The 25,638-nt window shown below is 42.0% G+C and carries 21 protein-coding genes; 8 read left to right on the top strand and 13 right to left on the bottom strand.

What is annotated here, in order from left to right; translation table 11 throughout:
• The first annotated feature begins 187 nt into the window (after positions 1-187).
• Both A4U55_RS04595 and fghA read left to right on the top strand, forming a co-directional pair.
• Entirely contained in the window at positions 188-1,297 is a 1,110-nt protein-coding gene (locus A4U55_RS04595; protein ID WP_438616474.1) for an S-(hydroxymethyl)glutathione dehydrogenase/class III alcohol dehydrogenase, read from the top strand.
• Between the two features lie 12 nt (positions 1,298-1,309).
• Positions 1,310-2,140, top strand: coding sequence for an S-formylglutathione hydrolase (gene fghA, locus A4U55_RS04590; protein ID WP_003663309.1), 831 nt, complete (start codon positions 1,310-1,312; stop codon positions 2,138-2,140).
• 40 nt (positions 2,141-2,180) lie between these two features.
• On the opposite strand, the gene A4U55_RS04585 is transcribed toward fghA, so the two are convergent.
• The 4 genes from A4U55_RS04585 to A4U55_RS04570 form a co-directional block, all read right to left on the bottom strand.
• Positions 2,181-3,041, bottom strand: a complete 861-nt coding sequence (locus tag A4U55_RS04585) for a sulfite exporter TauE/SafE family protein (protein WP_063454063.1) — start codon at positions 3,039-3,041, stop codon at positions 2,181-2,183.
• Positions 3,038-3,220 (bottom strand): cbb3-type cytochrome oxidase assembly protein CcoS, encoded by a 183-nt coding sequence (gene ccoS, locus A4U55_RS04580; protein WP_003666384.1) that lies wholly within the window; start codon positions 3,218-3,220, stop codon positions 3,038-3,040. Before ccoS ends, A4U55_RS04585 begins: the two co-directional genes overlap by 4 nt.
• A gap of 150 nt (positions 3,221-3,370) precedes the next feature.
• On the bottom strand, positions 3,371-4,867 hold the full coding sequence (locus tag A4U55_RS04575; protein WP_003660803.1) for a protein adenylyltransferase SelO: 1,497 nt from the start codon (positions 4,865-4,867) through the stop codon (positions 3,371-3,373).
• 93 nt (positions 4,868-4,960) lie between these two features.
• Positions 4,961-6,139 carry a fatty acid desaturase gene (locus A4U55_RS04570; protein WP_003659082.1) on the bottom strand — a complete coding sequence of 393 codons (1,179 nt, stop codon included), beginning with the start codon at positions 6,137-6,139 and terminating at the stop codon, positions 4,961-4,963.
• A gap of 510 nt (positions 6,140-6,649) precedes the next feature.
• Here A4U55_RS04570 and A4U55_RS04565 point away from each other — a divergent pair.
• Positions 6,650-7,240 (top strand): TetR/AcrR family transcriptional regulator, encoded by a 591-nt coding sequence (locus tag A4U55_RS04565; RefSeq protein WP_227534380.1) that lies wholly within the window; start codon positions 6,650-6,652, stop codon positions 7,238-7,240.
• A 116-nt stretch (positions 7,241-7,356) separates the two neighbouring features.
• Here the strand turns inward: A4U55_RS04565 and A4U55_RS04560 are convergent, their stop codons facing one another.
• The 6 genes from A4U55_RS04560 to A4U55_RS04535 all read right to left on the bottom strand — a co-directional run bounded on the left by A4U55_RS04560 (position 7,357) and on the right by A4U55_RS04535 (position 15,324).
• On the bottom strand, positions 7,357-8,745 hold the full coding sequence (locus A4U55_RS04560) for an APC family permease (RefSeq protein WP_003666391.1): 1,389 nt from the start codon (positions 8,743-8,745) through the stop codon (positions 7,357-7,359).
• A 299-nt stretch (positions 8,746-9,044) separates the two neighbouring features.
• On the bottom strand, positions 9,045-9,812 hold the full coding sequence (locus A4U55_RS04555; protein ID WP_003659088.1) for a pteridine reductase: 768 nt from the start codon (positions 9,810-9,812) through the stop codon (positions 9,045-9,047).
• Positions 9,813-9,828: 16 nt separating this feature from the next.
• A complete protein-coding gene (locus tag A4U55_RS04550) occupies positions 9,829-10,998 on the bottom strand; it encodes a tRNA nucleotidyltransferase (RefSeq protein ID WP_003659089.1) in 1,170 nt (389 codons plus the stop codon).
• A 104-nt stretch (positions 10,999-11,102) separates the two neighbouring features.
• The gene (locus A4U55_RS04545) at positions 11,103-13,433 is read right to left on the bottom strand and encodes an NADP-dependent malic enzyme (RefSeq protein ID WP_063454061.1); all 2,331 of its coding nucleotides are present in this window, start codon (positions 13,431-13,433) and stop codon (positions 11,103-11,105) included.
• A 267-nt stretch (positions 13,434-13,700) separates the two neighbouring features.
• The gene (hemB, locus tag A4U55_RS04540) at positions 13,701-14,699 is read right to left on the bottom strand and encodes a porphobilinogen synthase (RefSeq protein WP_003659091.1); all 999 of its coding nucleotides are present in this window, start codon (positions 14,697-14,699) and stop codon (positions 13,701-13,703) included.
• Between the two features lie 112 nt (positions 14,700-14,811).
• Positions 14,812-15,324 (bottom strand): MCR_0457 family protein, encoded by a 513-nt coding sequence (locus A4U55_RS04535; RefSeq protein ID WP_003659093.1) that lies wholly within the window; start codon positions 15,322-15,324, stop codon positions 14,812-14,814.
• A 307-nt stretch (positions 15,325-15,631) separates the two neighbouring features.
• Here A4U55_RS04535 and ruvB point away from each other — a divergent pair, with 307 nt between their 5' ends.
• Entirely contained in the window at positions 15,632-16,621 is a 990-nt protein-coding gene (gene ruvB, locus A4U55_RS04530) for a Holliday junction branch migration DNA helicase RuvB (protein WP_003659095.1), read from the top strand.
• A 104-nt stretch (positions 16,622-16,725) separates the two neighbouring features.
• On the opposite strand, the gene A4U55_RS04525 is transcribed toward ruvB, so the two are convergent.
• Positions 16,726-18,009: an acetyl-CoA C-acetyltransferase gene (locus tag A4U55_RS04525; protein ID WP_003663304.1), complete on the bottom strand. Its 1,284-nt coding sequence runs from the start codon at positions 18,007-18,009 to the stop codon at positions 16,726-16,728.
• A 321-nt stretch (positions 18,010-18,330) separates the two neighbouring features.
• On the opposite strand from A4U55_RS04525, the gene A4U55_RS04520 reads away from it, so the two are divergent.
• The 4 genes from A4U55_RS04520 (at position 18,331) to hpt (ending at position 22,628) form a co-directional block, all read left to right on the top strand.
• Positions 18,331-19,698, top strand: a complete 1,368-nt coding sequence (locus A4U55_RS04520; RefSeq protein ID WP_003659098.1) for a 3-oxoacyl-ACP reductase — start codon at positions 18,331-18,333, stop codon at positions 19,696-19,698.
• 65 nt (positions 19,699-19,763) lie between these two features.
• Positions 19,764-20,660: a MaoC family dehydratase gene (locus A4U55_RS04515; protein WP_003673640.1), complete on the top strand. Its 897-nt coding sequence runs from the start codon at positions 19,764-19,766 to the stop codon at positions 20,658-20,660.
• Between the two features lie 78 nt (positions 20,661-20,738).
• A complete protein-coding gene (locus A4U55_RS04510; RefSeq protein ID WP_003659102.1) occupies positions 20,739-21,998 on the top strand; it encodes an EstA family serine hydrolase in 1,260 nt (419 codons plus the stop codon).
• A 93-nt stretch (positions 21,999-22,091) separates the two neighbouring features.
• On the top strand, positions 22,092-22,628 hold the full coding sequence (gene hpt, locus A4U55_RS04505; RefSeq protein ID WP_003659103.1) for a hypoxanthine phosphoribosyltransferase: 537 nt from the start codon (positions 22,092-22,094) through the stop codon (positions 22,626-22,628).
• Positions 22,629-22,703: 75 nt separating this feature from the next.
• On the opposite strand, the gene A4U55_RS04500 is transcribed toward hpt, so the two are convergent.
• Both A4U55_RS04500 and ilvD read right to left on the bottom strand, forming a co-directional pair.
• Positions 22,704-23,108, bottom strand: a complete 405-nt coding sequence (locus A4U55_RS04500) for a hypothetical protein (RefSeq protein WP_227513426.1) — start codon at positions 23,106-23,108, stop codon at positions 22,704-22,706.
• 125 nt (positions 23,109-23,233) lie between these two features.
• The gene (gene ilvD, locus A4U55_RS04495) at positions 23,234-25,132 is read right to left on the bottom strand and encodes a dihydroxy-acid dehydratase (protein ID WP_003660784.1); all 1,899 of its coding nucleotides are present in this window, start codon (positions 25,130-25,132) and stop codon (positions 23,234-23,236) included.
• Positions 25,133-25,638: the final 506 nt, after the last annotated feature.

Raw genomic sequence — 25,638 nt, 5'->3', positions numbered from 1 at the left:
ATCAAAAAACAACCTGTGTCAATACAGGTTGTTTTTATTTTAATGAATGTAACTGACGGTTTTTATTTTCGGTTTAAACAAGTATAATAGCAACCCCTGAAACGAATATGACCAAGGGCAATCAATTTGTGTGACACATGTGTTTTTGTGTGACATGTATTAACCAAAGGAACCGATGATGGACTTTATTAAAACACGAGCCGCAGTTGCTTGGGCGGCAAATGAGCCGTTGGTAATTGAAGAGCTGGATTTGATGCCACCACAAGCTGGTGAGGTATTGGTTCGCATCGTGGCAACAGGTGTTTGTCATACAGATGCTTATACCTTATCAGGTGCTGATCCTGAGGGTATTTTCCCTTGTGTACTTGGGCATGAAGGTGCAGGTATCGTTGAAGCTGTAGGCGAGGGCGTAACAGATTTTGCGGTTGGTGACCATGTGATTCCGCTATATACGGCCGAATGTGGTCAGTGCAAAATGTGCTTATCTAATAAAACTAACCTTTGTTCGGCAGTGCGTGAAACCCAAGGTAAAGGCTTAATGCCAGACGGTACTGTCCGATTTTTTAAAGAAGGTGAGCCAATTTATCATTATATGGGTACATCGACTTTTTCAGAGTATACCGTGGTATCTCAGTATTCGTTGGCAAAAATTCAAAAAGATGCACCCTTAGAAGAGGTCTGCTTGCTTGGTTGCGGTGTCACCACGGGTATGGGTGCAGTTCTAAAAACAGCCAAAGTAAAGCCCGGTGATACGGTGGCAATTTTTGGTTTGGGTGGTATTGGACTTGCCGCGGTGATCGGTGCTCGCATGGCAGGGGCTGGCCGCATTATTGTTGTTGATATTAATGAAGATAAGTTTGCCAAAGCACAAGAGCTTGGGGCGACAGACTGTGTTAATCCTAATAAATTTGACAAACCCATTCAGCAAGTTATCATCGAGATGACTGATGGCGGTGTGGATTTTTCATTTGAATGTATTGGTAATGTGGATGTCATGCGAGCAGCACTTGAATGCTGTCATAAAGGGTGGGGTGAGAGCGTGATTATCGGTGTCGCACCAGCAGGTGCTGAGATTTCGACACGCCCATTTCAACTGGTAACTGGGCGTGTGTGGCGAGGTTCGGCATTTGGTGATGTGAAAGGTCGTAGTGAGCTGCCTGGTATTGTCAGCCAATATATGCAAGGTGATTTTGCATTGAGTGATTTTATCACCCATACCATGCCACTTGACCAAATCAATGCCGCTTTTGATCTGATGCATGAAGGCAAATCAATTCGCAGTGTAATCCATTTTTAACTTGGGTGACTTATGGAATTAATCAGCTGTCATAAAATGTTTGATGGTGAGCATCGCCGTTATCGCCATGTTTCTAAAGCAGTCCAAAGTGAGATGACCTTTGCGGTCTATCTACCAAAGCAGGCACTCAAAGGTGCCTGTTTACCTGTATTATATTATTTATCAGGGTTAACCTGTAATGATGAGAATTTTTCGACCAAATCAGGCGCTCAGCAGTATGCTGCTAAGTACGGTATAATTTTGGTGATACCTGATACATCACCTCGTGGAGAAACCGTACCTGATGATGAAGCTTATGACTTAGGCCAAGGTGCTGGATTTTATGTCAATGCAACCGCCAGCCCTTGGTCAGTACATTATCAAATGTATGATTATATTGTTGATGAGCTACCTAGGCTGATTGAGAAGAACTTCAATGTCGGACAAAAGGCAATCTGTGGGCATAGCATGGGCGGTCATGGCGCCCTACAAATTGGACTAAAAAACCCTGATGCTTATGCCAGTATTTCTGCTTTTGCTCCCATTGTTAATCCGTCTAAGACGCCTTGGGGTCAAAAAGCATTTACAGCGTATTTGGGTGAAAAAGAGTCTGATTGGTGTGAGTATGACAGCACTTATTTGGTAGCCAAAGCAACCAAAGCTCCACCCATTTACATTGATCAAGGCTTGGCAGATGATTTTTATCCAAATCAGTTGCAACCTGAACAGTTCGTTGCCGCTGCCCAAGAAAATGGTATTAATGTGGAACTAAACTTGCATGATGGCTATGACCACAGTTACTTTTTTGTTGCAAGTTTTATTGAAGTACATATTAAGTTTCATGCAAATCATCTTAATGCCTAAATTGGGATAAGGTGATTTGCATGATAAAGCATCTATTTAATTAATGATGATACGAATGCGAATGGCTTCGATCTGAATGCGATGAGTGATCGTGGTTGTGGGCAGGTGCTTCACCGTGATGTTGATGGCTGTGATGACCTACTTGATCATGAATATGCTCGTCGCTGGTGTGGTAATGGTAATGGTGATGGTGACCATGTTCTGCGTGGTCGCCATGTAATTTGTGCATGATTGGTATGCTAAAGGCAATTGCTAATCCTGATATGAGCATCACCACACCGCTGAATTTGCGTAGATTAAATGCGTGGATTTTGGATTTTAGCCAAGCGATGACTGTGCCTGTGGCAAGTAGCATGGGTAAAGTACCAAGCCAAAAAAATACCATAAAGGTTGTTGCTGTCAATCCTACTTGACTGTCAGAGGCAAGTCCCAATGCCACGCCCAATGCACCATAAACCAGCCCACAGGGTAAAAATCCCCAAAGCAGACCTGCAATCAGTGCCTTAGGCAAGCTATCCATCGGTAGAACTTTGGCACGTAAAGGTGCCAGTGTATTCCAAAATCTTAGACCTGCTTTTTCAAGGCGATTGAGTACTGGTAGCCCCAACATGAGCAGTGCAGCAAAAACCAAAGCACCGCCCAATAAATATTTGGGTAAGGCACTGTTGGCCATTAAAGGTGCTAAAATGTGCTTACCCAAGGCTGCAACCAGTAAGCCTAAAATGGTATAGCTACCCAACCGCCCCATATGATAGCCTAACATCAATAAAGTTCGCTTGGCAGGCGAGGTATTTTTCATAGAGATACCAAAGGCTGCTACGATACCACCACACATACCCAAACAATGTGGTGAGCCAAGCAGACCCATACTAAAAGCAGCAAAAATTAGTGCAAATGTCATCGCTGTTCCTTATGAATACGCTTTGTTTTTCGGCGTGCTTGTCGATCGTCTAAAATGATTTGTTCAGAGGCGTTATCCAAATCTTCAAATTGATTAGACTTAACTGCATAATAAATTGCCCAAATTGCTATAACAAAAAGCATCAGGCTTAATGGGATTAACAGATAAATACTGAGCATGGCGTGCCTCAGTTTATAAAAATTAATCCCATTATAGCATAAATGATTTTATCTGGTATATAAATGACCTCATCATTTTGGTTTTTTACCAATAAATAGCTGATAGGTTTGGCTTTAAAAATTTGATATAGCTAAATTTGGATAAGCTGATTAAGACAAGCAACTGACTGCGACAGCCTCATTGGCAAACGCCATGCGAGTATCATCAACGGTTGCAATGGTTTGCTGTTGATAGGGATTATCTAGCAATGCAAATAATCGTGCCACTTCATCAAAATCGCCTTGATGAGCAGATACAATAGCGCGTTCTGCCATGTGATTTCTAAGAATATAGATGGGGTTGGTTTGTTGTAATGTCTTAATAGCCGTTTGTTTGGTGGACTGTTGCTTGAGACAATCTAAATAATCATTAACCCAATTTTGCCAAATATCATAAGATGTCGCAGATAAGATATTTGTCAAATTAGCCAGCAGCGTGTATTCATGTGTAAATTGGGTACGATTCTCACCGTGATCAGCAACTGCGATTAAAGCACGAAATGTATTGGTATAATCTAAACGCTCGTTTTGCATCAGCATCAGCAGCCGATAGCCCAATTGTATGGCTTGATGACTGGGTTTGATACCAAGTTTTTGGCATAGACCATGATGATAAGTATTTTCAAAAACCTCTTGGTATGTCATTAGCGCATCATCAATATCATCTTGATTGACAAGTCTTTTAAAGTGGTGATATACCACCGCCAAATTCCAATGCCCAATCGTAGGCTGATTTTGATAAACATAACGACCTGTATGATCAGAATGATTGTTAATCCAAGTTGGGTTAAAACCCTCCATGAATGCAAAAGGGCCAAAATCCAGTGTTGTCCCTGTGATATTGAGATTATCAGTATTCATAACACCATGGCAAAAACCAATCAGTTGCCATTTGGCAATCATGCGTGCGGTGTTGGCGGCAATTTCATGTAATAATTGACTAATGTTAGCGGTGTTTTGATGAGTATCATACAGATGTAGATAATAGCTTTGGATAATTTTAATGACAAATGTCTCAAAATAATCAGCAGCATACATCGCAACCCATTCAAAGTGCCCAAGGCGTACATGGCAATCGCTAACACGAAGTAAAGCGGCTGCTTTTTCAATATGACGCCGCTGGATATGGGTATCAGAAACAACAAGACCAATGGCATCAGAAGATGCAATCATTAAACCATTGAGCGCATGACCCCCAAGATATTCACGAATACAGCTTGCTAACATTGCCCGCCCATCACCACGCCGAGAATAAGAGGTCAGACCTGCACCTTTTAGGTGTAAATCAATCAGTTTGCCTGTTTTTTTATTGTGCAATTGGGCAATTAATACGCCTCGCCCATCACCCAGCTGACCTGCCCATTGACCAAACTGATGACCTGCATACGCCATGGCGATGGGTTGTATCTTATGTGGGGCAATCTGAGTTAATGGCGATAGGCGGCCTGAAATGATATCAGTCCAAGCAGTCGCATCAAGTGATGATAAACCTAATTGGTCGATTAATTGAGCATTTAAAGAAACCAGCTTGGGATTATCAAGGGGAGTAGGCAGTGTGTGGCGATATAGTCGCTCGTCATGTTTTAGATAATCATGGATAAATTTCATAAAGTTAAGCTATCATTATAAGGTGATTGATAACCAAAAAGAAACCCTTTATCCAATATATAGATAAAGGGTGGAGAAAACAAGTAATATCAATCAGATGGCTTTACCTTTGAGTTGTAGATATGCCTGTTCAACACGCTTACTTTGCTCTAAGATTTTAGTTTCAATTTGGGCAAGCTGTGCTTTGAGCTTTTCATCTGCTTCATTTAATCGGTCAGCTAATTCTGCACGCTTTAGCTCAATCGCTTTGGCTTTTAGGGTATGCCATTCTTCAACCGTTTTGGTAAATTCATCATACTCGGCACTGATACGCTCTTTAAAGGCGGCCAAACGCTCATCTAAACTTGGTTCGCCCCCTGTTACGATGCGTTCTTGGGCGCGTTTAAACTGCATGGTCAGCTCTGCATGTTTGATGGTCAAATCATCGACACGCTTTAAATTACTGGCCAAGCCTACTTTGGCAAGCAGACCGATGATCCATTTGGTTGGGTCATATTGCCACCATTTGACGCCATTACGGTAGTCATATTGAAAATAGTGATGATAATTATGATAACCTTCACCCCAAGTCACGATGGCAAGTAGGCCATTGTCCCGTGCGGTATTCTCATCGGTATAAGGGCGTGTACCAAACATATGGCACAGCGAGTTGATAAAAAAGGTAAAATGATGCGTCAATACCAAGCGTAGAAGACCTGCAACTAAAAATGTACCCAGCATATCCCCTGTGATCCAGCCAATCATCGCTAGAATAACAACATTAGTGGCAATTACCCAAAAACCATAATACTTGTGTTGTAGGGCAAGTAGCTTATCTTTTTTTAGGTCGGGGATATTTTTGTAATCATATTGACCGCTTGGGTATTTGCGTAGCATCCAGCCCATGTGGCTAAACCAAAAACCACGACGAGAAGAATACGGGTCGTCATATTCATCATCAACATGGCGATGGTGTGAGCGATGCCCTGAACACCAGTCAAATACTGAGCTTTCAACCGCCAAAGTCGCACCAAGTAATAAAATATATTTGACAACAGGATGGGCTTCATAGGATTTATGTGACCACAAACGATGGTAGCCAGCAGTGATAGACAGACCCGTCCAAGCCATTAAAATAGCAAAAGCCACCCAAACGCCCATGCCCACACCATGCGTCCATAGATACCAAGGCACGATAGTAATGGCAAGAAACAAGGTGGATAATAGCACAATGGCAGGTACCCAGTTGATGGGTGCTTGCTCAAACGCTTCAGAATTACGCTCAATACTCATAAAGGTAAGTATCCTATAATAAAGGTAACAAACTGGTATAATTTAGATAAAGTTTGTAAATAATAGAAAATTCATTTTGAATATTTACATAACATTGATGATAATTATATGTTGTCAGGCAAGTATTATCAATATATTCGGAAGAATTTCTATACGAAAATATGCTAACACAAAACCGTCTAAATGTGAACAATTATTCACATCATTTGTGGGTAAAATTGTAACAATCACGGCATCATTTGTTTGAATTTTGTGTTTTATTCATCATCAATAACAATGGTTTAACAATACACGAGGTAAAAAAGTATCACCCATTTTTATTGTGTTTTGCTATAATCTTTGATAGTTATTTTTGTATTAAATATTTGTATTGAATAAAGGACATATCATGACCAATCGCAAGCAACAATTTGAGTTGCGGGAGATGTGTATTTTGCAAACAGCTGAGCAATTATTGCTTGACTCTGGCGAGGGGGATTTGACACTAGATAGCTTACTTTGACATTGGATTTGGCAAAAGGAACGCTTTATAAGCATTTTACCAGTAAAGATGAACTGCTGTTACGGATTTTGATTGATTATGAAAAGCGAAAACTTGATATGATTATTGTTGAAGACGGTGCTGGGACTGGCGTGGCCCGATTGGTACTTCAGTTGGTCAATTTACCGCACCGTGCGATTTTATTTAATCATATTGAAGAACGCCTGTCATCAACAACCTCTGGGTTAAACAAGATGTTTGCCCAATTATACCATGTACGCCGAGAACGAATGGTTCGTATGTCTTGTATTGTTCAAAGATATTTGACCGAACAAAACAGTCAGATGAATATTCGTGACTATATGGCAACCTTGTATGCGGTTGGGCAAGGTGGTGCAAGTTTGTTAAATTCAAGCTTTTATCAGCGTTATTTGGGTCGGCGTGATACCCTAAAGAGTGCTTTGGTGCTGCAGATGCTGGATTTACCAAAATTATATCCCAAGGCGGATAATCAGCCAGCAGATGAGATTTCACAAAGATTATTGGCGACCAGCCAAGATATAAGCGAAGCAGAAATTCTTGAGCTGGCAGAGGTGATTGGGCAGACCATCACACCTTAAGTCTTTATTCAAATCAGTCAAATCTGATTAAATTTAGAAGACTAAATATATTCAGCTTTGACCAATCTATCAATAAAAAATATCCCAAAAGTACTTGGGATATTTTTTGTCAAATATTAAACATCTTCTTCTTTAAACTGTGGGACAGGTGCTTTAAAACCACGAGTTTTGATGCCAAGCCAGATAAAGCCAATGGCAGCCCAAAATAGACCCACTTCAAAGGTTAGTTTGTCAACCTTTAACCACATTAAAAACACACTGATAAAGCCTGCAATTGGTACGATGATATAGCTTAATACATCTTTTGCATTATGCACATATTTATTTCTAAAGACATAATGGAATAACACAGAAATATTGACAAAGCTAAATGCTGTCAAAGCACCAAAACTGATTAGATTTATCACCGATTCAAATGTGACAAAGCCAGCGGTTAGTGCGACAACACCAGCGATGAGAATATTATTGACGGGTGTAAATAAAGTTGGGTGAATTTTACCAAAAATATTTTTGCTAATCACACCATCACGACCCATCACATACATCAAGCGAGAAACGCCTGCATGGGCTGAGATTCCTGATGCCATGACTGTAACGATGGCAAATCCAAGTACCACCGCCTTAAATACCGCACCACCAACAGCCTCTAAAATTTCAGGTTGTGTTTCATCAATGAGTTTAAAATAAGTTTCTGGATGATTTGGGAAATACAGTTGCATAAAATAAGTGCTGATAATAAATACAACGCCAGCAATCAAAGTCGTTAAAATCATTGCTTTTGGTAGAGTGTTTTTGGCGTCTTTGGTTTCTTCAGCTAATGTTGAGAGTGCGTCAAATCCTGTAAATGAGAAGCACAAAATGGTTGCACCTTTAATGAGTGCTGCAACAGAGGTCATGCTGTCCCAAAAGGGTGCCATGCTCCAAAGATGGTAAGCATTTTCAGGGCTAATGATACCATCGGCATTTTGACCTGCTGACAGAGCATTGTAAGTTAAAAAAACAAAGACTGCAATGACAGCCAGCTGTACAAAAACAATCCAGCTGTTAAAATAGGCCACAGCTTTTGAGCCAAAAAGATTAACGCCCGTCATCAGTGCCGTCAAACCAATAACCCAAACCCAATGATTGACCGCAGGGAATAATGCTTCTAAATAAATCACCGCCAAAATGATATTTACTAACGGAGATAATAAATAATCAAGCCAACTTGACCAACCGACCATAAAGCCCATTGATGGGTTAATAGATTTTTGGGTATAAGTATAAGCAGAACCCGATGAAGGATAAGCACGAATCATGTGACCGTAACTCACTGAAGTCAACAAAATCGCAATCAAAGCAAAAATATACGACATGGGTACATGACCGCTACTATCACGAGATACCACACCAAAGGTATCAAGCAAGGTCATGGGCTGAATGTAGGCAAGACCGATAATGATCACATGCCATAAACCAAGGTTTCGCTGTAGACGAGCGACATTTGAAGTGGGAGAAGTATTCAACGATGGTATTTCCTTTTAAGTGTGCATAAATGCAGCGAACACAAAAGAGAACTTAGCTTCATCGTACCAAAAGATTTGGCGATTGTTCGATTAGGCTATCTGCTCCGAAAATTTCAAGGGTTAAACAAAATAAAGAGGCTACCAATTTGACCTAATGTAACGGTAAATTGATAACCATGTAAGCACGTGTAAATTTTAGCCTAAAATCTTTAATTTGTCAGCAATTTTTTGCATTATTTTGGTGGTTTATTGTTAAAAATCTTATCTTAAATTTAAGCCAACTGTCTAATATCTGTGTATCAGCCACCCTTTAAGGTCAGGCTGCGACCGCCATCGATGGCAATAATTTGCCCTGTTATATAGGAGCTTTTTAGTAAAAATAAGACGGCCTGAGCAATCTCCTCTGGGGTGCCAATACGAGCAAGTGGAATAGAGGCGATGAGGTCGGATTTTATTTGATGGCTAAATGAAGAATGATGATTTTCAGGGAAAATATTCACACCAGGTGACACTCCATTAATCCGAATCTCAGGGGCAAGCTCGAGGGCTAGGCTTTGTACCATCATGCGGTGTGCTGCTTTTGCCATATTATAGATGGGATAGCCAATAAAAGGCTTAGCATCAGCATGAATATCCAATAAACTTACGATACAGCCGTGTGATTTTTTGAGGGCAGGCAATAAGGCATGACTAAGCAGTAACGGTGCTTTGGCGTTGGTCAAGAATAAATTATCCCAATGCTTAAGCAGGGTTTGATGTGTATCGTTTAAATCACTTGGATAAAAACTAGACGCATTATGGATGAGTGCATCAATACGACCAAATTGGGCAATGCACAGTTTGCTAAATTCAGACAGTTGTTCTTGGTGATGAATGATGTCTAAATTCGCACAAAGCGTTGTTGCAGAATTTGGTCGAATCTGGTTGAGTGTGTGGCTTAATTTGTCCGCCTCAGCTTGACTGGTATGGTAATGAATGATGACATTAAAGCCATGTTGGTGTAGTAGATTTGTAATGGCAGCACCAATACGCTTGGCACCGCCCGTGATAAGTGCTGTTTTTATCATGATTTTTCCTTTTTTGTCAAAGCCTAGTGACAGATGTTTTTTGAAAATTACTTAAAAGTTTATGTAAGGCTTGGCATCTAAGATATGACAGGGCATCACCAATGGCTTTTTTTGTTAAAGTTGGGTCAATGTCGGCAATACTTATGCTTTGATGGCAAGTAATGGCGTCAAATAGCCACTGCTTGGGATAACTCAGAGGGCTGCCTTGGTAGGCATGACAAGCGTCATAAAGCTGTATCAGTTTCGTGCTGTCTTTATGTGCTTGCGTGCGTTCAAGCAATTCAAGCAAAGCGTTGCCTGAGATGTTGGGTAAAGCGATGAATGTGTCATGGAAATGATTAAAGGTTTGTATAAATTGCCGAATACTTTTTGGAGCATTTAGTCTATTCAGACAGTCGCTTAGGTCATCTTTGGGCAAATCACTTAGCAACATCGCAAAGTGACTAAAAATAGGCAAATTCAGCGTACAGGCTAAAGCCAGTCGTGTGAAGGTGCGTTGGCGGTTTTGTGGTGTGTTAAAATGCTGTGCTAATGTGGGCAAAATGAAGGGCAAAATGTCAAGTTGGTGCAGGCAGGCAATAAATTGATCGCCTTGTGGCTGTCGCATAGCTTTAACAAATTCAGAGTATAAACGCTCACGGCTTAAACTGCTCATCTCACCTGATTTGGCGATGTCTTGCATAAGCTTGGCAGTGCTATCATGAATGCTAAACCCAAGTGGTGCAAAACGGGCAAAAAACCTTGCCACACGCAACACCCTAAGTGGATCTTCACTAAATGCAGGCGAGACATGCCGAAGCGTGCGATTTTGGATATCGGTTAGCCCACCATAAAAATCAATGACCTTGCCTGTCATGGGTGTCTCATCAAATAAGCCTTTAACCTCAATCGCCAGTGCATTGATGGTTAAATCCCGTCGAATGAGATCCTCTTCAAGACGCACGCTTGGATCGGCGTGTACTTGAAAAGCGGTATGGCCGACACCTGATTTTCTTTCAATGCGAGCCAAAGCATACTCTGCCTGTGTCTTGGGATGTAAAAATACTGGAAAATCTACCCCAACTTGGATAAATCCCAAATCAAGCAGCACCTGAGGCGTAGCACCCACAACCATAAAGTCCTTATCGGTAATGGGCAAGCCAAGCACAGCATCACGCACAGCACCGCCAACCAAATATACTTGCATGGATAATCCTTATAAAGATGAATAATTAAATATAACAATAATTTTTCAAAAATCCAATAAAAAATGCCAGCAACCAAGCTGGCATTTAATGTTAGGTGATTTAATTAAACATCTACTTTTTGGGCATCTGTAACAACAATAGCGGTCATATTGACGATACGGCGTGCTGTTGATGCAGGTACTAGGATATGTACAGGCTTATCTGCACCCAATAAAATTGGACCGATGGCCGAGCTGCCACTGCTTGATTTAAGTAGATTAAAGGCAATGTGTGCGGCATCTAATGTAGGCATAATCAGTAGATTGGCTGAACCATGTAGTGTGCTAAATGGATGGCTTTGTTCACGGACACGCACATCTAAGGCGGCATCGCCGTGCATTTCGCCATCAAACTCAAAATCAACATTCATATTGCATAAAATTTGATAAGCTTCACGCATCTTAACTGCTGAGATGCGCTGAGAAGTACCAAAATCAGAATGTGACAACAACGCCACACGAGGCTCAACACCAAATCGGCGTATGCTTTGAGCGGCCAAAACCGTCATCTCAGCAATTTGTGCTGCTGTTGGATTTTCATGAATATAAGGATCAGCAATAAACAGCGTACGATCCTGTAAAATCACACCGCTCATGGCATAGTAATCACTCACACCTTGACGCTTACCGATGACACGGCGGATATAATTTAAGTGTAAATCATAATAACCAAATGTACCGCACAATAGACCGTCAGCGTCGCCTTGTTCAACCATCATTGCCCCTAATAACGAGCTTTTGCGACGCATATCACGGCGAGCAAGCTCAGCTGAGACACCCAAACGGTGGTTGGCTTGATGATAATGTTGCCAGTATTGTTCATGTTTCGGGTTATTATTGATATCAACCACCTCAACATGCTCACCCATTGTTAAACGCAAACCCAACTCTTTGATTTTTGCTTCAATCACATCAGGGCGACCAATGATAATGGGCTGTGCCATATTTTCATCAACCACAACTTGCACCGCACGCAGGACATTGGCATCTTCGCCTTCAGCATAGACAATTCGTTTTGGTGCTTGCTTGGCTTGGGTAAAGACAGGCTTCATTGCCAAGGCTGAATTATAAACAAACTCAGATAATGTTTGGCGATAAGCATCAAAGTCTTCAATGGGTAGAGTTGCCACGCCAGAGTCCATTGCTGCTTTTGCAACAGCAGGGGCGATATTTAAGATGAGATTTGGCTCAAGTGGTCCTGGAATAAGATATTCACGACCAAATTGCTTGCTTTCGGTATTCTTATCGGTTTCGGATAAGGAAACCTCAGTATGTGCCATAGTAGCAATGGCGTGCACGCACGCAATTTTCATTTCTTCATTGACGATGGTTGCACCGACATCTAAAGCACCACGGAAAATATACGGAAAGCACAAAGCATTATTGACTTGGTTAGGGTAATCTGAGCGACCTGTTGCCATGATGACATCTGGGCGAGCGGCATGGGCAAGCTCTGGCATAATCTCGGGATTTGGATTGGCAAGTGCAAAAATGATTGGATTACCCGCCATGCGTTTAACCATATCTTGGGTCAGAATACCTGGACCTGACAGACCTAAGAAAAAGTCAGCATCATCAATCACTTCGCTTAAAGTAGTCGCATTGGTATCTTGGGCAAATAGCTGTTTTGAGGCGTCTAGGTTATCACGGCGTGTTGTGATAACGCCTCGAGAATCAAGCACATAGACATTTGAGCGTTTGGCACCAAGTGCGATGATAAGCTCAAGGCAACTGATTGCAGCAGCACCAGCACCCGAGCAGACAATTTTAATGTCTGCGATATCTTTATTCACCAGTTTTAGAGCATTTAACAAAGCAGCAGCGGCAATGATGGCTGTACCATGCTGGTCATCATGAAATACAGGAATATTCATGCGTTCACGCAATTCACGCTCAATCTTAAAGCACTCTGGTGCTTTGATGTCTTCTAGGTTAATACCCCCAAAGGTCGGCTCAAGGCTTGCGACCGCTTCGATAAACTTATCTGGGTCATTTTGATTAATCTCAATATCAAAAACATCAATACCAGCAAATTTTTTAAATAAAACGCCTTTACCTTCCATAACAGGTTTTGAGGCTAATGCACCGATATTGCCCAAGCCAAGCACAGCAGTACCATTCGTAATGACACCAACTAAATTGTTTCGTGCAGTATATTTGGCGGCAAGTTTGGGGTTTTTTTCAATTTCAAGGCAAGGAACAGCAACACCAGGCGAGTATGCTAATGCCAAATCTCGTTGGTTGGCAATTTTTTTGGTCGGTGTAATAGAGATTTTACCTGGGCGTGGGTGCTCATGATAGTGTAATGCAGCTTGTTCAAATTGTTGTTTTTGTAGGTCGGCATTGGTATTAAAAGTGGTATCATCAACCTTTTGGTCTCTTGTTGCTGAGGTCATAATATATCCATTATAATTGGGTTAATTTAGCAGATTTAAATAGCGTTAGTAGCTGCTATTCTTCGTCGCCAAATATCACGATTTTTTGGTAAACTTTGGTTATTCTAGCATGATTTTTAGACTTGCGGTAGGTGAAACCCAGTTGATTATATGAAAAATTTTCAGGTGATATCAAACTTATCTTTTGCATACTTATGATTAAAAATGCATCACAATAAAAATCGCTTCAGTGTTGCTGAAGCGATTTTAGGTGCGTACTTGAGGGTATCAGTCGTTTAGCATACGGGCAGCATCAAGTGCAAAATATGTCAAAATACCATCGCAACCAGCACGGCGAAAGCCGATTAAACTTTCTAAAATAACTGCATCGGTGAGCCAGCCATTTTGGATAGCTGCCATATGCATGGCATATTCTCCCGAGACTTGATAGGCAAAGGTTGGCACACCAAAAGTATCTTTGACTTCACTCACGATATCTAAGTACGGCTGTCCAGGTTTTACCATCACCATATCCGCCCCTTCTTGGATATCTAGTGCAACCTCATGCAATGCTTCTGCACGGTTGGCAGGATCCATTTGGTATTGTTTTTTATGACCTTTTAAATTACCTGATGAACCGACCGCATCACGAAATGGCCCATAATATGCCGAAGCATATTTGGCAGAATATGCCATGATGGCAGTATTGACATAGCCACCATTTTCAAGTGCTTGTCTCATTGCTTGGATGCGTCCATCCATCATATCGCTTGGGGAGATGATATCAGCACCAGCCTTTGCGTGTGCTAGGGTCTGTTTAATCAGTGCTTCGGTGGTGATGTCATTGATAACATAGCCTGACTCATCAATAATACCATCTTGACCATGCGTGGTATAAGGGTCAAGTGCAACATCTGTCATGACAATCATCTGTGGCACAGCATCTTTGATGGCACGCACCGCACGCACCGCCAGCGTATCGTTGTGATAGGCATCTTGACCGTCAGGCGTTTTTAGCTTGGGGTCAATGACAGGAAAAATATCAATCATACGCACGCCAGTGGCATATAATTCACGCACATAATCAATCAACAAATCAATCGAGTAGCGATGGACATTTGGCATGCTATGAATGGACTGTTTTTGGTTCATACCTTCAATGACAAAGACAGGTGCAATCAAATGACATGGTGCTAACTGTGTCTCACGCACCATCTCACGAATGCCATCAGAGATGCGTAGCCGACGCAAGCGAGTATGGGGAAATTGACGATTAAAAGTATACATAAAAGCCCTTAAATCTTAGCGTGTTTGAGTGATTTATTTTATATTGTCTATTATATTATCAAATATATTGGCAAATATTATTATATCAAATTAAGCAGCGTGGAGCGAACTTTTAAGCGGCGGCAGCAAACTCATAGCAAAGTGCCCGATTTTCACTAGCAGGAAAGCTGGCTGTCCATGCACGCACATTATGCAAAATGATACGATACTCACGCTGAGCGCTAAGCTGTCTTAAGCTTTGATAGGGGTCAGCTGAGTACGGCATAAAAATACGCAATTGTCTGTCATAAGCTCGATTAAAATTGGCTTTTTGGCGAGCATTGAGCATGGGTGGGCAGATTTCAGATAGAACTTGAATTAGTGCTACTTCATACTGTGTCGCTGTCAGATAGATCTCTTGTGTGCTGATGGCTTGGGGGGTTGAGATGCGTTGATAACGAGGCGTCGTAGAATTTGCCAAAGCGACAGTGTAAAGGCTCAAGCTTAGCATAAAAAAGAGTATCATCCCAAGCCGTTGAACAGTGTTTGGCATACGGCATAAAAATAAACGCATGTTGTCTCTTGATGCTATGGCTTCAAGCTGAGGCAATATCGCCATAAGATGGGCTTTAAAAAGCACTTTCATTATCAGATCAATCAATTTTGGGTTGGTTTATGATAAGTGCCTATGATAAGTTTTTTTAGTAAAAAAATCCCACATAATATGTATGTGTATTGTAGCATATCTTCTGATTTGGTAACACATTGGCAAAAGTTGGGGAGATTTCTTTCGCTTGATATACTTATTTTCAATCTTTTGATAATAATGCTTGATTTTTAGCATCGTGGTAAAGCGGTTTTGGATAAGGATTTGTGCTAAAATAAGCCGTTATCTTCTTATTTGACTTTCGCTTACTTTCATTTAAATTTAATTCTCATTTAAAATAAAAATTATGTTAGAAAATCGCTTAATTGACCCAAACCCCAAAAAAGACGATACCGCCGACCGTGCTATTCGTCCCAGCAGTTTGGATGAATATATCGGACAGCCAAAAGTGCGTGAGCAGATGAAAGTTTTTATTCCTGCCGCCAGAGCAAGAGGGGAGGCGTTAGATCATACGCTCATTTTTGGCCCACCGGGATTGGGAAAAACCACACTTGCTAACATCATTGCCAAAGAGATGGGTGGTAATTTGCGTTCAACCTCAGGGCCTGTACTTGAACGAGCGGGAGATTTGGCGGCAATTTTAACCAATCTTGAAGCGGGTGATGTACTATTTATTGATGAAATTCATCGGCTAAGCCCTGTGATTGAGGAGATTTTATACCCTGCAATGGAAGATTTTCAGCTGGATATTATGATTGGTGAAGGTCCTGCAGCACGGTCAATCAAATTGGATTTACCGCCATTTACTTTGGTGGCTGCCACCACACGGGCAGGATTATTATCTGCACCGTTATTTGACCGTTTTGGGATTGTCCAAAGGCTTGAATTTTATAATGTTGAGGATTTGACTACGATTGTCAAGCGTTCAGCCAGACTTTTGGGGGTTTTGATGGATGACGGCGGGGCATTAGAGGTGGCACATCGTAGCCGAGGTACGCCACGCATTGCCAATCGCTTGCTTAGACGGGTGCGTGATTATGCCGAGATCAAGGGTGATGGTGTCGCTACAGCTGATATTGCTTCTGCGGCACTGGATATGTTGGCTGTGGATAAGCAAGGGCTTGATCAGCTGGACCGTCGTTATTTATCGGTGTTGTCCCAAAGATTTCATGGTGGTCCTGCTGGCGTCGAAGCACTGGCAGCAGCGATGGCTGAGGATCGAGGGACGCTTGAAGATGTGATTGAGCCTTATTTATTGCAACAAGGCTACATTCAGCGTACCAGTAAGGGTCGGATTATCTCAGATAAGGTTTTTCAAATGGATGTACTTGAGTAATATATTAACATTGCTGTTAAATCATGGCTTATGATATCAGACTTTATCAAAATAAACCCCATCATCTGGTCGGATAATGAGGGTTTATTTTAAAGGTTAATGAATTATCTCTCTAAGATACACACAACACCCTGACCACCAGCAGCACAAATAGAAACCAATGCACGGCCTGAGCCTTTTTGAGCCAATAGTTTGGCTGCTGTCGCCAAAATTCGTCCACCTGTTGCTGCAAAGGGGTGACCTGCTGCTAAGCTTGAGCCATTGACATTAAGCTTACTGCGATCGATGCTGCCGAGTGGTGCATCTAGTCCCAAGCGAGTTTTACAGAAAGTCTCATCTTCCCAAGCTGCCAAAGTAGAAAGTACCTGAGAGGCAAAAGCTTCATGAATTTCATAAAAATCAAAATCTTGCAAGGTCAAACCTGCACGCTTGAGCATCTTAGGCACGGCATAAGCAGGTGCCATTAAAAGACCTTCGGTTAAACCTTCTTTACCAATAAAATCAACCGCTGCTGTCTGCTGGTGAGTGATATAAGCAAGTGGCTCATGCCCATGCTCTTTTGCCCATGCGTCACTAGACAGTAGCACCACAGAAGCACCATCTGTGAGTGGCGTTGAGTTACCTGCGGTCATGGTTGGATTGGCATTTTTTTTGCCAAAGGCAGGTTTTAGACTGGCTAATTTTTCAAGTGTGGTATCAGGACGCAAATTATTATCTTTGGTCAAGCCTTTATAAGGTGTGATTAAGTCATCAAAAAATCCTGATTCATACGCCTGAGCCAAGTTTTGATGGCTGTTATAGGCAAGTTCATCTTGATCGGTGCGACTGATATTCCACTCAAGTGCGGTGATGGCTTGGTGTTCGCCCATTGAAAGGCGAGTGCGTGGTTCACCATTTTGGGGGAAGGCTAATAAATCTTTGGGGTTGATGGTGCTAAGTGCAGACAGTTTTTGCTTGGCTGTTTTGGCATTGCCTAAACGCAAAAGCGGCTTACGCAGACCATCACCCAATGCAATCGGTGCATCAGAGGTTGTGTCTGTACCGCCTGCAATACCATTATCAATAAGGCCTAGCGCAATTTTATTTGCCACAGCAAAAGCTGCTTGTAGTCCAGTACCACAGGCTTGCGAGATATCATAAGCAGGCGTCGTTGCAGGTAATTGGGTGTTAAGCACTGCCTCACGGGTTAAGTTTAGGTCACGACTGTGTTTTAAGACAGTACCTGCCACAACTTCACCAATTTGTTTATCCGCCAAATCAAAACGAGCAACCAATCCATCTAATGCTGCAGTGAGCATATCAATGTTGTTGGCATCAGCATATACGCCATTACTACGCGCAAAAGGAATGCGATTACCGCCTAAGATGGCAACCTTATTTAAGCTCATAAAATATCCTTCTTAATATTGTGAGTAAAAATGAAAAGCCGAATCCTATCAAAGCTTGAGCGATTCATGACTTAGCTTAGCATTATTATCGCACTCTGTGGGAAATTTTGGGGTTTTGATTACAATTTATTATACAAAAAATATTTTGTATAACTAAATATAAATAAATGATGATTTTTGAGTATTAAGTTTGCACCATTTTCTTCAAATTCATGATTTTATGGTACAATAAATTATTATATTTTATCGTTTTGTTACGCTGCGACCACCGTTTGTTATCGTACAGAGCGATCGCATCATTCATTAAATTAGGAGTTAGTCATGAGCGACCATTATGGAGAATTGGTTCAGTCACCTTTGGGTAAAAAAGTTGCCAAAAACTTAGGATTGCCGATGCCGATGAAGCTTGACCGCTATGAAACAGGTCAGCCTGTCGTACGAGGTGAGGTTGCTTTGGGCATAGCAAGCGGTGAAGATGCCGCTGTGCAGAGTGCTTTGGTAGAGATTTTGGGGGGCTATGAAGCCAAAGTCAATACCGATGCCACTTTAAATCACCTAAAAACAACTTCGCTCAATGACCGTCTAAAAGATGATAATGCTCGTTTTAAGGTGGCTATTTTTGATGCAACAAACATCAAAAATACGGATGAGCTTAAGCAGGTGTATGACTTTTTTCATCCGATTGCTCGGCGTCTGAAAGCATCAGGCAGGGTACTAGTCATTGCACGCCCTGAATGTTGTACGGGTGATGATATTGGTTTTAGTTTGGCACAGCGTGCGGTACTGGGTTTTGTTAAATCGATTGCCAAAGAGTTTAAGCGGGGGATTTCTGCCCAAGTGATTTATGTTCAAAAGGGTGCTGAAAGTGAGCTTGCCCATACGCTTGAATTTTTCATGTCAGCTAAGTCGGCTTATGTATCAGGTCAGCCAATTTATTTGACCAAAGCCGCCACTCAGACCCACGCAACCCTTCAGGGTAAAAAAATCCTAGTCACGGGTGCAAGTCGAGGCATTGGTCAAGCGATTGCTGAGGTGTTGGCTCGTGATGGTGCTAAGGTGTATTGCCTAGATGTGCCTGACAGCCTGCCAAATCTACAAAAAGTGGCGGGGCAAATCGGTGGTTATGCACTACCGCTGGACATCACTGCCAAAGATGCAGGCGAGCAAATTGTACGCGCCTGCGGTACGCTTGATGGGGTGGTACATAATGCAGGCGTCACCCGTGATAAAACTTTGGCTAAGATGAGTGAAGATAAATGGAATCTTGTCATGAATATTAACTTGGGTGCCATCCATCGTGTGAATGATTATTTGATTAATCATCACGGACTTGGTGAGGCTGCGCGTATTGTTTGTGTTTCATCCATTTCAGGCATTGCAGGTAATTTGGGGCAATCAAATTATGCCACAAGTAAAGCAGGTGTGATAGGCTTGGTTGAAGCAACAGCTAAGGTATTTAAAGATTCAGCTCGCACCATTAATGCTGTGGCACCTGGATTTATTGAAACCAAAATGACCGGTCAAATCCCCTTTGCCATTCGTGAGGCAGGTCGCCGCATGAACTCTATGAGTCAAGGTGGTGAACCTGTAGATGTCGCAGAAACAATCGCTTGGCTATTATCACCCAAAGCAGGCGGTCTTAATGGTAATGTGGTTCGTGTCTGTGGTCAAAGTTTACTTGGTGCATAAATTGCCTTAACTTGCTAATTTATATAAAATTTATGAAGCCATCATTGGCTATCAAGGAAAAAATTATGTCGGATAAACATTTTAGCGAATTGCCAAAAATGCACACGACCTACGCCAATGTCATCAAAAGCTTATTACCATCTTCAAACACTAAGGCAAAAGACTTACCAAGCTCAGTCTATACGGTGGATAAGCTTGTCATTGAACAAAGCAACCTTCGTGAGTATCGTAAGATTTGCGGATTTGTGGATGATGGGCGGGTACCAGCGACTTATTTTGCGGTGCTATCGCAAACTTTACAAATGAACATGATGGCAAAACCAGACTTTCCTTTTGCCATGCTTGGACTGGTGCATGTTGAAAACAGCGTTACCCAGCATCGTGTGATTTTTGATACCGAAACAGTACGCCTATCGGTGCGTCTTAATAATCTTCGCACTCATGATAAGGGTCAGCAGTTTGATTTTGTAACCAGCGTTTGGGTGGCAGATGAAATGGTATGGGAAGGGGTGTCCACCTATCTATCTCGCCAAAAAAAATCCAAAGTACAAAGACAAGCCACTCATCAAGGTACAACCAAACCTGTATTTTCAAGACCTGATAAATCAGATGACAGCTTATTTTTGGTGATGAACGTTGAAGAGGATATTGGTCGTAGATATGCGTTTGTGTCAGGTGATTTTAATTTGATTCATCTGCATCCACTGTCAGCAAGAGTGTTTGGTTTCCCGAAAGCAATTGCACATGGTATGTGGACAAAGGCACGCTCATTGGCTATGATTGCTCGTCATTTTGAGCTACCAGCGGCGTATCGTATGGATGTCTCATTTAAATTGCCTGTATTTTTGCCATCAAAGATTGAGCTAATGACCGATACACCCGATGAGCTTGGTATTGAGTTTGGATTGTATGCCAAAGACAGCGAAAAAGCTCACTTAATTGGTACACTTGCCTATTTATGATGAATGTGTCATTGGGGTGTTTGATTTTATCGTTCAATGCAGCACTTGGGTTCATAAAAATTAACAACGATGATAGCGATGCTTGAAGAAGACTTTACACAGGTGCTACAAGCACTACAATTTGATGATGCACCTGCTGGCGGGGCATTGGTCATTTATAAAGATGGTCAAGAGGTGGTTAATACCGCCACAGGGCTTGCATTACCAAATTTGCCATGGTCATCACAAACTTTATCGGTGAATTTTTCAATCGGTAAAGGGGTGATGGCAACTTTAATTGCCGTGCTTGTCTCTGAAGGCTTATTGGATTATGAAGCACGCATAAGCCAATACTGGCATGAATTTGCTCAAAATGGCAAAACCGACATTCGCTTAAAAGATGTTTTATCGCATACTGCAGGATTATTTAATATCAGCGTGGTTACAACTGATGCTGAGGTACTGCTGGATTGGGATGAGATGCTAAAGCGTATCGCTGCCATGCCCACCTCTACCCCAAAATCTCAGGAAGAGTATCATTATGCCAGTGCTTATAGTGCCTTAGTTTCAGGCTGGGTGCTTGGTGGATTGGTGGAGCGTGTTACTGATATGACGCTTAATCAGGCACTCAATCAGTATTTGGCCAAACCGTTGGGGGTAATCGATGAGCTGTATTTTGGAGTAGATGCTGATTTAATTGATAAAATTGCCAAGCCTGAGCGTTATTTTGGTGAAATTCCCAAGAAAAATACACCCAGACGCAAACCGATACTTAAGCCTGATAGTGAGACTTTATTACAAACCTTAACTCATCTACCTACCAGTCCGCTTTGGCGTGCATCATTGGGCGATAAACCAATAACAACCGCTCATGTCAATCGTTTGTACTTTGACACGGCTCGTATGAATTTGACCAATTATAAAAATGCTCTGATGCCAAATGCCAAAGATGGGCTAGAATATCATCGCTCTGATGTGTTGATGGCAACCATACCAGCTGCCAACGGTGTCTCTTCAGCCAATGCACTGGCACGGATTTATGCCATGCACGCCAATGATGGTATTTGGCAAGGGCGAACCGTTATTTCAAAGGATGTGGTATCACGCATGAGAGCAATACAAACCGATGGGTTTGATGCGGTGATGCCTGCAAATATGCGTTGGCGAATGGGTTTTCATCGATTGTTTAGCCTGCAAGATGTGCCTGATGGCTATGGGCACATGGGTTATAATGGGTCGGTTGCTTTTTGTGAGCCAAGCCGTCGCTTATCTTTTGCATTTATTCATAATTTTGATACCACCATGCTCAATGATGTGCGACAATTTGCGTTATCTGAGATGGCGTTACAGTATTTTTAAGAAAATCATCTTTTGGCGTGATGAATGTGCTTGCATGTGTATTGCTCGATTTGTCTGAATTGATTTTTCTGAATATTTTTATTAGGAGTGATTATGAGTACACCACTTGATTTAACAATCATGATATCAAGTGAGCAAATTGCCACAAAAGTCAAAGAATTGGGTGTACAAATTAGTACACATTATCAAGACAGCAATAAAGAGCTGGTGTTGGTTGGTTTATTGCGAGGCTCAGTCATTTTCATGGCAGATTTATGCCGTCAGATTGACAAAACTCATGAGATTGATTTTATGACCGTCTCAAGTTATATCAATAAAACAACCGTTTCTAGTGGCGATGTCAAGATTATTAAAGATTTAGACAGTGAAATCCAAGGTAAAGATGTTCTGATTGTGGAGGATATTATCGATTCGGGTCGTACTTTATCAAAGGTTGTTGAGATTTTACAAACTCGTGAGCCTAATTCTATTGAAATTTGTACGCTGGTTAGTAAGCCATCACGCCGTGAGATACCAATGACGGTTAAGTTTTGTGGCTTTGAGGTAGAAGATAAATTTATTGTTGGTTATGGGTTAGATTATGACCAAAAATACCGCCATTTACCATTCATCGGTGAAATCGGTCTTTAAGTCAATTACGATAAATGAAAAAGTCGATAAATGAAAAAGCCAAAACCATCTTCGTGTAAGATGGTTTTTTATTGATTAGCGTGTGGTAGTTGGCACAATAAAAGCATTGACGGTCTCTAGCATGCAAGGTTTAAGCGAGTGTCGCACAATTTTTTGGGCAACTTCAGTGCGTGCATTTGGATTAATGGCAGCTGTGGTAAGCTCGGTCAAGCTGACGGCTTCAGGTGCTTTATCAGCCACACAGCCGCATGCCGTTTCTGAAATCTTGGCTTTGGATTCTGAAGACAATTTCATGGTGGCAATTTTCCAGTACTGATGACCAGTCAGCTGGGTTTGGCAAGTTTGTTTGACTGCATGTTTGATTAAGCTGGTGGTTAAATTAGCAGAACTGTTTTTTGGATTGCTTTCAGGGGTACTTGCATAGCTTGCTAGGGTAAAGGCAGTCATTAGTGTGGCGGTAACATATAAAATTTTCATCATTATCTCTCATAAATAAGCTTATCTGAACAGGTTTTTGGCAAAAAATGGTATCTTAACATAAAACCAAATCCAGCAAGAATTTGGTTTTAATGATTGACCGCAGTCAGTGTTTAAATAAGTTATGCTTATTCCACCTGACTGACATCTCTGACCGCCCCTGTGTCAGCACTGGTGGTCATGGCTGCGTAAGCACGCAAGGCTTGGGACACATGGCGAATGCGATTGGCAGGCTTCCACGCATGTTTACCACGCACTTGCATCGCTTCACGGCGTTTTTGAAGTTCTGTGGGGTCAACCGCCAAGTTGATGGTGCGGTTGGGAATGTCAATATGAATGGTGTCGCCATCTTCGACCAAACCAATCGCACCTCCTTCAGCGGCCTCTGGGCTGGCATGTCCAATGGATAAGCCTGATGTGCCACCTGAAAAACGCCCATCGGTCAATAATGCACACGCTTTACCCAGCCCTTTAGACTTTAGGTAGCTGGTGGGGTAGAGCATCTCTTGCATGCCCGGCCCGCCTTTTGGACCTTCATAACGAATGATGACAATATCACCTGCAATGATTTGGTCTGCCAAAATGGCTTCAACGGCATCATCTTGGCTTTCAAACACACGCGCCTTGCCTGTGAATGTCAAAATACTGTCATCGACACCTGCGGTTTTTACCACACAACCACGCTCAGCAATGTTGCCAAATAACACCGCCAAACCGCCATCTTGTGAATAGGCATGTTTCACATCACGGATACAGCCACTTTCACGGTTTAAGTCAAGATTTGGATACTCTTTGTTTTGGCTAAAGGCTTGGGTGGTGCGTACGCCACCTGGGGCGGCAATGTATAAAGCACGAGCTTGCGTATTATCAGGATTCATTACATCCCAAGTTGCCAATGCGTCTTTTAGGGTGGGGCTATGTACGGTGGGCAGGCTGGTATCTAATAATCCTGCACGGTCAAGCTCTGCCAATATGCCCATCACACCGCCAGCACGATGCACATCTTCCATGTGGTATTTTTGGGTGGCAGGGGCAACTTTTGATAAGCAAGGCACCAAGCGAGACAGACGGTCAATGTCTGCCATCTTAAATGCCACGCCCGCTTCATTGGCTGCTGCCAGCAGATGCAAAATGGTATTGGTTGACCCGCCCATGGCGATGTCTAAGCTCATGGCGTTTTCAAAGGCGGATTTGGTGGCAATTGAGCGTGGCAAAACACTGTCATCACCCTGTTCATAATGACGCTTAGTAATCTCAACAATCATTCGCCCCGCCTTTAAAAACAGCTCTTTACGCTTGGTATGGGTTGCCAGCAGTGAGCCATTACCAGGCAATGACAACCCCAACGCTTCGGTCAAACAGTTCATGGAATTGGCGGTAAACATGCCTGAGCAAGAGCCACAAGTGGGGCAAGCCGAGTTTTCTACCGTTTGCACATCACTATCACTGACCAAATCATCTGCTGCGTCAATCATGGCATCAACAAGGTCAAGTTTGCGAATGGATTGCCCTTGGTCATTGACCACCGTTTCATGCACATTACTGCCATCAACCAAAGTGCTGGCGAGTACTTTGCCAGCTTCCATCGGTCCACCTGAGACAAAAATCGTCGGAATATTCAGACGCATCGCCGCCATCAACATACCGGGGGTGATTTTATCGCAATTACTGATACACACCAAAGCATCAGCACAATGGGCATTGACCATATATTCTACGCTGTCAGCAATCAAGTCACGGCTTGGTAGGCTATAGAGCATGCCACTATGACCCATGGCAATGCCATCGTCAACAGCGATGGTATTAAACTCTTTTGCCACCCCGCCTGCCTTTTCAATCTCACGAGCGACCAATTGCCCCATGTCTTTAAGATGCACATGCCCCGGAACAAATTGGGTAAAGGAATTGGCAATGGCGATGATGGGTTTTTGAAAATCGGCATCGGTCATGCCAGTGGCACGCCACAAAGCCCTAGCCCCTGCCATGTTGCGACCTGCGGTGGAAGTTTTTGAGCGATAAATTGGCATACATATTCCTTATTTGATGGCTTTGGGTTGCTTGATTGTCAGCGTTGACCTTTTATGCAGCCCATAATTTGGCTAATTTTTGCTATTTTAGCATTGTTTGACACCAAAAAGTTGTTTGACTTTTTGTAATAAACATAACTATTAGTTATTAATAGCAGCTTATTCACTTTGCCTTGCTTTTTTGGCTGATTTATCAAATGATATTTATGAGATTATATCATAAAATTACAAAAGCCAAACATGTAAACCGAATACACACGCCCAACTTAAAAAATTGTTATAAAAACAAAATTTTATTGATTTTATTTGGTAAGGATTTGCTCAAAATTAGGTAATAAATTTGGGTAATAATATCTCACAAAATTTGCAATAAAACGGTATTCTTGTTAGGCTTATGTCCCAAAATATCAATGATTTATCATTGATACATTTTATTAAACTGAATAATCACAGTATATTAATTAAATTAATTTAATAAATTAATTAAAATTTTATAAAAATTGAGG

Source organism: Moraxella catarrhalis, from assembly GCF_001632285.1.
Lineage (GTDB): Bacteria > Pseudomonadota > Gammaproteobacteria > Pseudomonadales > Moraxellaceae > Moraxella > Moraxella catarrhalis.
The sequence above is the reverse complement of the archived record's forward strand: the minus strand, read 5'-3'. Positions and strand labels throughout refer to the sequence as shown.